The following is a 9,642-nucleotide window of genomic DNA, read 5'->3' on the forward strand; positions in this document are numbered from 1 at the left end:
CTCCTGCTCTATTCTCTCACGAACGGATTCAACATTCTGAATCTCGGAGCGAATTGGCAGGGCCTGATCGAAGGCATGGTGGTCGTTGCTGCGGCCGCTATCTACACGGTCGGCGGCAACAAGACCAAGTCCAAGACTGGCGGCTAGAGCTGCTCGCGGCCCCCGCTAGAGCGATTTCGAAACGCGAAGAATGGAACATCAAAAATGACCAACATTCCGTCGGTCGATTTTGTCGGCAAAGTAGCCTTCGTTACAGGGGCAGGCAGCGGTATTGGTCGGGCCGCGGCGGTGGCTTTCGCCCGGGCTGGAGCGGCAGTGACTGCAGTCGATATCAACCAGGAGGGCCTCCAAGGCACGGCCGTTGAGATCGAGGGGTTTGGGGGCAGGGTCCTCCCGAGAAGATGCGACGTGACCAAGGCTTCTGATGTCAAATCCGCTCTCGATCTCACGATCGAGACCTTCGGGCGCTTGGACGCGGCCTTCAACAATGCTGGAATCGAACAACCGGGCGCAATGATCGCGGATATTTCGGAAGATCTATGGGATCGCGTGATCAACGTGAACCTCAAGAGTGTCTTCCTCTGCATGAAATACGAGATCGAGATCATGCTCAGGAACGGCGGCGGCGCCATCGTCAATACCTCGTCCGGCGCCGGCGTGCTCGCCATCCGGCAACAGTCAGCTTACTGCGCCTCAAAATTCGGTGTTACTGCGATGAGCAAGGCTGCTGCGCTCGAGTATGCGGACAGGGACATCCGTGTGAATGCGATTTGTCCGGGCATTATCGATACTCCGATGATTGCCCGCTACACTGGCAACACCGAGGAAGGCAGAGCTCGGATTATCAAGCAGGAGCCGGTCGGCCGCATGGGGCGCCCCGAGGAGATCGCGGGCACCGTGCTATGGCTCTGCTCAGATGCGGGCGGGTTCGTAACTGGCCATGCGATGGTCGTCGACGGTGGCCAAACCGCCGGCATCTGATCTTCTCATTCAGGCGATTCAGGCCGCGGCGCGGATCAACTCAGTTGCGTCGGGCAAGTCCTCAAGTGAGCGTGCCAGGGATTGCGAGCGTAGAACGTTGGCTGCGGCGAGGGGGGCTATGCTGACCGAGGCGCATTCCCGAAACTTTGCGCAAATGTCATCCCACGACAGCGGATTGTCGGAATTGCCGGGGACCGACGTTCCCTCTCGTATCCACGAACGTTCATCCTGCCCGACGATCTCGACGCGGCCCAGCGGGAGGTCCAGTTTCCAGTCCAGCGCCGGATCGCTGAGGAGGCGTATCTTGCGTCCGACGTCCAGCACTTCAGGATCGGACAGGCCAGTGGTGGAAAAATCCTTGACGCTCATGCCGCGGCGGACGATCGCAACAGAGACCAGGAACGGCAGGCTGAACTTCGCATCCGCCAAGGTCGCCGGTGCGCGGCGCTCTTCCAGCGGTTGACACATCAGGTCGTGATAGTCCCCCACGTGCAGTCGGATTTCGGCGATCTCTTCGGGTTTCAGATCGTTTTCCGTCACGATGTCGATCGCGGCTTTCATATGGCTGTGCGCTGTTCCGACACACGGCCAGCGCTTGTAAAGCGTTCCGCTGCCAAGGAACTCGGAGCCGAGATTCCGAACGATCGCCTCGCGGTCATACCGGCCGTCGAAATACGTCCTCATGAAACCGTATTCACCCTCGAACGTCCTGTCGATGCCGGCAATACCCCGTTCGGCCATCATTGCTGCGAGCACCGCGCCCTTGGCTGAGAATCCCGCGTAAAGACCTCGCAGATCGCTGCCGCGGCCGGCGACCATCTCCATGATGCCGCTCGATTGCATCGTAGCGATACCAAGAGCGTCGGCGGTCTGCTCTGGAGACAGTGACATCACCCTTGCCGCGGCGGCCGTTGCGGCAAACACTCCCAACACGGTCGAGAGGTTCCAATCCTTTTTCCAACCTACGTTGCGGCGCAGGCGAGCGAAGATGTCCTGCCCCGCCGCGACCGCGGCGATCAATTCTTTTCCCGACACGCCGCCCTGCCGCTCTGCGACTGCAAAGACGGCTGGAACGATCGAACTCCCGGCATGCTGTCCCCACGGCGTTTGGTCGTCGTAGTCAAGGCAATGCGCCAATGCGCCGTTGGCCAGCGCTGCAGAGAGAGCGGGCGCCTTGCCTGAAAAGCCAAGCACTGTTGATTGGGGAGTTCCGGCACTTTCTCGAATGATGTCGATCACACCGCGCACGGCCGGCTCGAGGCCGCTCGCCGCCAAGATGACCCCGATGGTGTCTAGCAGGGTCTTTTTGGCCGATTCCCGTGCATCCAGGGGAAGGTCTTCATACCTGAGCCTGGCCGCGTGATCAGCCAGAACATGGACAAGATCAGGAGCGCCGGACATGTTGATTCCTTCATTTTGCTGAATGGAAGGACAGCCGTCTCAGTCGAAGGCTGCCTCTCCATGGCACGTTCTGCGCGATCGATCACTCACAGGTCGACTTCGAATGAAAGAGATATAATCCAACATTATATGCGACGCCGGCTAGGATTGTTTTGTTGTTTCAAAATTGAGCTGGAGATGGAAACTCTTGCTGACCTGATCACCACATCGGTTATCGCCGTGATGTGCAGATTGGGATGGGAGGAGCGATCATGAAAACCAGAATTAAGTCGAAGCTGCTGGCGCTTTCTGCTGCCTTGGCGGTTCTTAGCACCTCGGCACTCGCCAAGGATTTGACGTTCGGCTATGTCGCCGGCAGCCTGAAGTATCCCTACAACGTTGCAACAGCTGACGGGTTCAAAGAGGCGGCTGCAAAGGCCGGCGCCAAGGCAGTCGTTTTGGACCCGCAGGGTGATGTCGAAAAACAGGGCAATGCCATAGACGACCTCCTGGCCCAGGGCGTCGACGGCATCGGCTTCCTGCCGCTGGATTCTGTGGTTGCCGAATCCTTTGTCGACAAGATCTCCGAAAAGAGCATTCCGTCCGCAGCGATCGCCGTGCAGGTAGGCGATCCGAACAAGCGGTCCCTCAAAGACGTCTATCCCAAGCTGAATGCTCTCATCACGCCCGACGATTTCGTGGCCGGAGAACAGGCGGCCAAACTCGCGTTGACGCTGCTGCCGAAAGATCGCGCGGTCAAGATCGCGATCGTCGAGGGTGCCCCCGGTTACTCGGCGGTCACACAGCGAAGCGCGGGCTTCAAGAAGGCGCTCGAGACGGCGGGCCTCAAATACGAGATCGTCGGCTCTCAGCCAACCGACTGGACCCCGGAGAAGGGCGAGGCCGTTTGCCAGAATTTTCTGACAGCAACGCCGGATATCGATCTGATTTTCAGCCAGGCCGACGACATGGCTATCGGTTGCGCCCGTGCGCTCGACGCCGCGCAGTCCAAGGCAAAGCTCATCGCCACGTCAGGCGGGTCGAAGCTTGGGAATGCGGCGATCGCGGCAGGCGAGTTGGACGGCTCAGTTTGCGTGAAACCAAAGATGCTTGGCCAACTGATGTTCAAAGCCCTTCATGAAGCCGCTACCAATCCCAGTGCTCCCAAGGCCCAGTTGGTTTCGGTCGATCTGCCCATCATCACCAAAGAGACGCTGGATCAGTGCCCGGCTGAGTGGTGAGGTCGCACGCCACTTGAGGAGTGTGGACATGATTTGCGCGGCGCTTGATGCCGCGCATCTCTAAAAGACTTTTTGCATGACGTCGTCGGTGCAGCAAAGGGCCGCTACGCCAGCCATCTGGAGGCAACATGGGAATTCTCACCGGCAAGACAGTTCTGATCACTGGCGCCCTAGGCACGATCGGACAGGCCTTGGTTAAACGCTATTGCGAGGAAGAGGCGAGAGTAATCGCTTCGGATCGCCCGGAAATGTCGGACGTCGATGCGACACTTGCCAGGCTGGGCGAAGGCGTGAGCTACTTTGGATGCGATCTCAACGACCTCGCGGGAACCGAGAAAGCCGTGACCGGGCTGGCGGACCAAGTTGGTGGGATCGACGTTCTGGTCAACAATGCAGCGTTCGTGGTCAACAAGCCGCATGAGCAGTTCTCGATCGAAGAATACGAGCAGGAGGTCCGGATCAACTCCTCGGCGGCCTTCGTCGTTTCGCGCGCTTGCAGCGTACATATGAAGCGGAAGAACCATGGCAAGATCGTCAATCTTACATCGCTGACGCTCACTGGACACTGGGAGGGGTTTGTCCCTTATGTGGCCTCCAAGGGCGCCATGTATGGGCTCATCAAGTCAATGGCACGCGAACTTGGACACTACGGCATCAACGTCAACGGTATCTCACCGGGCGCCGTCGTGTCTGAAGCGGAGTGGCGGCATTTCGGGGAAAGGCGTGAGAAATACCATCAATGGATCCTTGAACGTCAAAGCCTGAAGCGCAGGATCGAGCCGATCGACATCGCAAATCTGGCCATCTTCCTCTCGTCTCCCCAGGCCGACCTCATTACCGGCCAAGATGTTCATTGCGACGGAGGCTGGTGAGCAAGGAGTGTTGCCGGATACCGGTGGAATGCGATGATCGAACCTGAACCAAAGCTCTTCGCTGACGAATTTATGTTCCTCGAGGCGCCGAAGTGGCACCAGGGACTGCTCTGGGTGTCGGATGTCTTCGATCACAAGGTTTACGCACTATCGGCCGAAGGACAGTGCCTGAGGGTTGTCGATGTGGCGAACCGCCCTTCCGGCCTAGGATTTCTGTCGGACGGGACCTTGATCATTGTCTCGGCCAAAGATTGCAGGCTCCTTCGCCTCGATGGCGACCGGCTGAGTGAATATGCAGACCTTTCGAACCATGCAGCCGGATGGCTCAACGACTTCGCGATCGATCCGGATGACCGCATCTACGTCGGCAATTTCGGCTACGATTTCGTAGCAGGCGAGCCCCGTAGAACCACCTCGCTTCATCGCGTAGATACAAACGGGACCATCACAACTGTCGCTGACAACGTCGATTTCCCCAACGGGTCGGTCGTCATCAACGAAGGGCGAACGCTGGTCGTCGCAGAGACTTGGGAGGCCCGCCTCACGGCGTTCGATATTGATGCGACAGGAGAACTCAGCAATCGTCGGATTTTCGCCGATCTCGGGCAGCGACAGCCCGACGGTCTCTGTGCGGATGCCGACGGTGCAGTCTGGGTTGGGATCTACAACACGGGCGAGTTCGTGCGCGTACTCGACGGCGGAGAAATCACGAACCGTCTGCAGTTCCCAGGCTCTGCCATCTCATGCACTTTGGGAGGCGCAGAAGGCCGTACGCTCTATCTGACTGCCTTCATCGGTACGGACGAGGACATGGCGGCTGGAAAGCGTAAGAGTGCGATCTTCAAGGTCGACGTCGACGTTCCAAAGCCTGGCAACGGCAAGCGCGGAAGCACGATGAAGCTCTCCGACGAGACCACATAAACCTGCCACTATAACAAAAAGCTATGACTGCTTCCGGCCGGTCTCCGACGTCCGTTGCCGTTGAAATGGCGGATCGATAGCGTGCGGTTCTAATCCAAACAACAGCGGCCGGCACCGGACGAATGCACCCAGTCATCGCTTTTCCTGCGCTAGCAGGCATGTCCTACCCGCGGCTGGAGGGTTTGGGTCTGATGCGCGTCGTGGCCGGTCCCGAGGAAATTCCGACCTTGCCACAACCCGACCGCGCCGAGGTGCGTGTTCTAATGACCAGCGCGACGCGCGGATGCAGTCTTGAGATCGCCGAAGCCTTACCCAATCTTGCTTTCGTTGTGTCGCAGGGGGTGGGACAGGAACGCATCGACATGGCGGCCTTGTCGAAACGAAACGTGCGGGTGCGGTGTGTCGGCGAGGCGCTGACTGACGATGTGGCCGACCTGGCGATGGCGCTCACGCACGCGCTGTGTCGCAATCTTGTCGAGGCGGATGAGTTTGCCCGTAGCGGAGAATGGCGAAAAGGTCGTTTCGCGCTCGGTGACAGCCTCGTCGGCATGACAATGGGAATCGCTGGTCTGAGCGGGCGGATTGGCCAGGCCATCGCGACGCGGGCGACGGCTTCGCGCATGAATATTGCGGGTCTTGATCGTCAGTCCAACACTGGCCTGGGTGCTTCGCTCTACGCCGGATGGTCCGCACTGGCAGCCGCGTCTGATGTACTGGTTCTCGCTGTTCCAGGGGAGCCGGACCTCAGACATGTAATAGGGGCCGATCAACTCGCAGCCCTCGGACCGAAAGGTCGGCTTGTCAATGTTGCACGCGGAAGCCTGGTCGACACTGACGCGCTGATTGAGGCGCTGGAGAACCAGAAGATTGCCGGGGCAGCGCTGGACGTGGTCGAGGATGAACCGGAAGTTCCAGAACGCCTGGCTGCCTTGCCGAATGTCGTTCTGACGCCGCATATCGGTGCGCAAACCTGGGGCCAGCGCGCAAGGGGTGCCGCGATCGCCGAGGATGCGGTGCTGTCCTTCTTGAACGGCGGCGGACAGTGACCAGGCGGGGCGCAAATCGAGCGGCCGCTTCTCCTCGACGCCGCGATCCCGCGAATTTTGCTGGGACACAGGGAGGGCCGGCTCTGCCGGGCGGCCAGCGAAAGAACCGACAATCAGCCAGCTAAAAAGGGCACGTGAAACGTGAACGACAAGGCAAAACAAATCTATCCGCGCATCGGCCTCCTGATCGACGGAGAGTGGATCTACGATCGCCCCCCAGTTTGCGAGGTTGAGAATCCGAGCGATGAGTCCATCCTCGGACCGGTGCCCAAGGCCACAGCACAAGACCTTCAAAACGCCCTCAATTCATCTGCACGCGGCTTCGAAATCTGGCGAAAGACACCTCCTTCGGAACGCGCCGCGATCATGCGCCGTGCCGCCGCGCTTGTGCGGAAGCGTGCGGCCGAGATCGCGCCGATCTTCACCCTCGAGCAAGGCAAGACATTGAGCGAATCTCTGGCAGAGATCGAAAGATCTGCCACTTTTCTTGATTGGGACGCGGAGGAGATCGGGCGCCTCTATGGCCGGATAGTTCCGACTGATCCGCCAATCCAACAATTCGTCGTTCGCGAGCCGATCGGCCCGGTCGCGGCCTTTACGCCGTGGAACGTGCCGATGAGTGCACCGTCGCGCAAGATCAGCGCATCGCTGGCGGCAGGATGCTCCATCATCCTCAAACCGGCAGAAGAAACTCCTGCGACCGCGTGTCTTTTTGCGCAGTGCTTCCTCGATGCGGGCTTGCCCGCCGGCGTGCTCAACGTCGTCTTCGGAGATCCTGACGAAGTGTCCCGCACTCTGGTCCTGTCACCAATCACGCGCCTGGTGACGCTGACGGGATCGATCGGAGTCGGCAAGCACCTCACGCGCCTTGCCGCGGAGACGATGAAGCCAGTTCTGATGGAGTTGGGCGGCCATGCCCCTGTTTTGGTCGATGAGGACGTTGATCCCGACGAAGTCGCGCGGCTTGCCACGAACTGGAAGTTCAGGATGTCAGGGCAGTTTTGCTCTGCGCCGTCCCGATTTCTCGTCCACAAGTCGGTCTATGAAAACTTCGTCGACAGCCTTGCGGCAAAGGCCGGCGCTCTGAAGGTCGGCGACGGGTTTGCCGACGGCGTGCAGATGGGGCCGCTCGCCAGCAATCGTCGCCTGGCGGCAATGGCGGATTTCGTTCATGACGCGGTGGCGCGAGGAGCCCGGATCGCCACTGGCGGTAGCAGGGTCGGGAACAGAGGATGGTTTTATGAGCCTACCGTGCTGGCAGACGTGCCGTTCAGTGCGAACATCATGAACGAGGAGCCGTTTGGTCCGATCGCCCCTTGTGCGTCGGTCGGCTCGATGGACGAGGCCCTCGAGATCAGCAACAGCCTCAGCATGGGCTTGGCAGCGTTCGTCTTCTCAAACTCCGTCGAGCGCACCGATTATCTTTCGCGAGAGCTTCGGGTGGGCTCCGTGGCGGTCAACGTCTTCACGAGCCCGGGGGCGGATGCGCCGTTTGGCGGCTATCGGGAAAGCGGAATTGGCCGCGAGGGTGGTCCTGAAATGTACCAGAGCTATACTGTCGCCAAGACGATCGCCGAACGCCGTGTGCGGATCTGACTTTCGGGTAGCGGAGGTATCCCTTGCGAGGAAAGGGGAGGTAGGCTGTATCAATGGAGATCGACCCCAAGAAGCTGCTCTATCTCGCTACCGTCATCGAACGCGGCAGTCTTAACCGCGCGGCCAAACAGCTTGGGATCTCACAGCCCGCGTTGTCGACCTCCATGGATCGGCTGGAGGCGTCCGTAGGAATGCGGCTCCTCGACCGTGGGCCAAACGGCGTCGTGACTACAAAACAGGGAGACATCCTGTACTGTTATGCAAGGCTGATCCGCGAAGAGATCCAACTAGCGGAACGCGATCTCCTGAACGTGCGCGACGGCCAGGCAGAGCCGATCCGCATCGGAAGTTTGCCGAGCCTCGCCAGCAGGATCATCCCACTGGCTCTCAGCCGATGGCGTGAAACATACCAAGACGCTCGCCTGCAGGTCGTCGAGAACGCTCAGATCGACTTGCTGACCGGATTGCTGCGCCGCGATTTCGATTTCGTGATTGGCCTGACCGAGGTCTTTGACATGCTCGACGGGCTCCGCCAGCGCGTCTTGTTCCGCGACACCCTATGCGTCATCGCCAGCCCCAACCATCCGCTGCGCAGCGTCACCAACCTCACTTGGGAGCAGCTTGTCCAGTACCCCTGGATTAGTCCGACATCGCGGCGCACACATACCGTGCTGGACCACATCGTGCGGACAATGAAGGTCGAACTCCCGTTGCAGGTGACGGTTTGCGGATCGGTATCGTTGCTGAAGTCACTTGTGGCCGAAACGGATCATCTTGCGCTGCTTCCTGCTCATGCGGTGCGAATGGAAGTCGCCGAGCAGCGGCTATTCCCGCTCCCGTTCGAAGATCCGGCGCTAAAGCGTGACATCGCGGTATTCTTCCGCGAAGGATACGAGATGGATCAGCCGCGCCGGGACCTCGTTTCCTGTGTGGAGCAGATTGGGCTCGAGCTTTGCCACGAAAAGCCAATTGACTAGACCCGGTCCCGGCTGGATGGAACGTTTCCCGTTTCCATCCAGCTCTGTGGATCGCGCTGGTCAGAACTTCGGCAAGGTAACCGAGAAGAACAATGATTCGTCTTTCGCTTCGATGTCGACGGGGCCGTCCGACGGGAGCAACTCGATCGCCGTCTTCTCCCCATAGGTCTTGCCGTTGACCGTGATCCTGCCCTTGCTCATGAAGAGCACCTCGATCGAAGCTCGGGAGCCCGTGTTGAAGATTGCTCCGGCATCGACCTTGATGAAACTGATACGAGTTCCTCGCTCGGTGAAGGTTCCCAGGAGCTTTGTGAAGACGCCTGGAGTACTGGTTTCGATCCAGGAATAGGACTCGGTGTCCATTAGGACGATATCGTCATAGCGAGGTGGAGCGAACACCAGTTTCTTGCCGGTCGCTTCCTCGAAGCACGCGGCGGAACCGTCCATGTTATGCTTTTGGCCCTTTTCATCGAGCCAGGTGAAAACGCCGTTCTTGAATTCGCCCTTCGCCTTCAGCGCTTCGTTTGCAGCTTCCCGGCGAGGGGTACTCAAAAAGCCGGATCCGCTGGCTCCGCCAAACTGGATGACCATCATCTCCAGCCCTTCGGGACGATCCTGCGGCCCGTAG

General features: G+C 59.5%; 9 protein-coding genes. 7 read left to right on the top strand and 2 right to left on the bottom strand.

The window, feature by feature from the left end; genetic code table 11:
- Window positions 1–204 precede the first annotated feature (204 nt).
- Window positions 205–981, top strand: coding sequence for a glucose 1-dehydrogenase (locus tag EOA33_RS13845; RefSeq protein ID WP_127405860.1), 777 nt, complete (start codon window positions 205–207; stop codon window positions 979–981).
- 18 nt (window positions 982–999) lie between these two features.
- Here the strand turns inward: EOA33_RS13845 and EOA33_RS13850 are convergent, their stop codons facing one another.
- Window positions 1,000–2,382 (bottom strand): MmgE/PrpD family protein, encoded by a 1,383-nt coding sequence (locus tag EOA33_RS13850; protein WP_127405861.1) that lies wholly within the window; start codon window positions 2,380–2,382, stop codon window positions 1,000–1,002.
- A 251-nt stretch (window positions 2,383–2,633) separates the two neighbouring features.
- Here EOA33_RS13850 and EOA33_RS13855 point away from each other — a divergent pair, with 251 nt between their 5' ends.
- From EOA33_RS13855 to EOA33_RS13880, 6 genes are all read left to right on the top strand, one after another.
- Window positions 2,634–3,602 carry a sugar ABC transporter substrate-binding protein gene (locus EOA33_RS13855; protein ID WP_127405862.1) on the top strand — a complete coding sequence of 323 codons (969 nt, stop codon included), beginning with the start codon at window positions 2,634–2,636 and terminating at the stop codon, window positions 3,600–3,602.
- Window positions 3,603–3,730: 128 nt separating this feature from the next.
- Window positions 3,731–4,474: an SDR family oxidoreductase gene (locus EOA33_RS13860; RefSeq protein ID WP_127405863.1), complete on the top strand. Its 744-nt coding sequence runs from the start codon at window positions 3,731–3,733 to the stop codon at window positions 4,472–4,474.
- Between the two features lie 33 nt (window positions 4,475–4,507).
- Entirely contained in the window at window positions 4,508–5,395 is an 888-nt protein-coding gene (locus EOA33_RS13865; RefSeq protein WP_127405864.1) for an SMP-30/gluconolactonase/LRE family protein, read from the top strand.
- A gap of 191 nt (window positions 5,396–5,586) precedes the next feature.
- Complete coding sequence (locus EOA33_RS13870; RefSeq protein WP_245482333.1) at window positions 5,587–6,441, top strand: NAD(P)-dependent oxidoreductase; 855 nt, start codon at window positions 5,587–5,589, stop codon at window positions 6,439–6,441.
- A 141-nt stretch (window positions 6,442–6,582) separates the two neighbouring features.
- Window positions 6,583–8,037, top strand: a complete 1,455-nt coding sequence (locus EOA33_RS13875; RefSeq protein ID WP_127405866.1) for an NAD-dependent succinate-semialdehyde dehydrogenase — start codon at window positions 6,583–6,585, stop codon at window positions 8,035–8,037.
- A gap of 53 nt (window positions 8,038–8,090) precedes the next feature.
- Window positions 8,091–9,014, top strand: a complete 924-nt coding sequence (locus tag EOA33_RS13880; RefSeq protein WP_127405867.1) for a LysR family transcriptional regulator — start codon at window positions 8,091–8,093, stop codon at window positions 9,012–9,014.
- A gap of 60 nt (window positions 9,015–9,074) precedes the next feature.
- On the opposite strand, the gene EOA33_RS13885 is transcribed toward EOA33_RS13880, so the two are convergent.
- Window positions 9,075–9,642, bottom strand: a 568-nt coding sequence (locus EOA33_RS13885; protein ID WP_127405868.1) for a hypothetical protein, incomplete at its 5' end; no start/stop codon positions are given.

The sequence above is a fragment of the Mesorhizobium sp. M4A.F.Ca.ET.050.02.1.1 genome, assembly GCF_003997725.1.
In the GTDB taxonomy this organism is placed as follows: domain Bacteria; phylum Pseudomonadota; class Alphaproteobacteria; order Rhizobiales; family Rhizobiaceae; genus Mesorhizobium.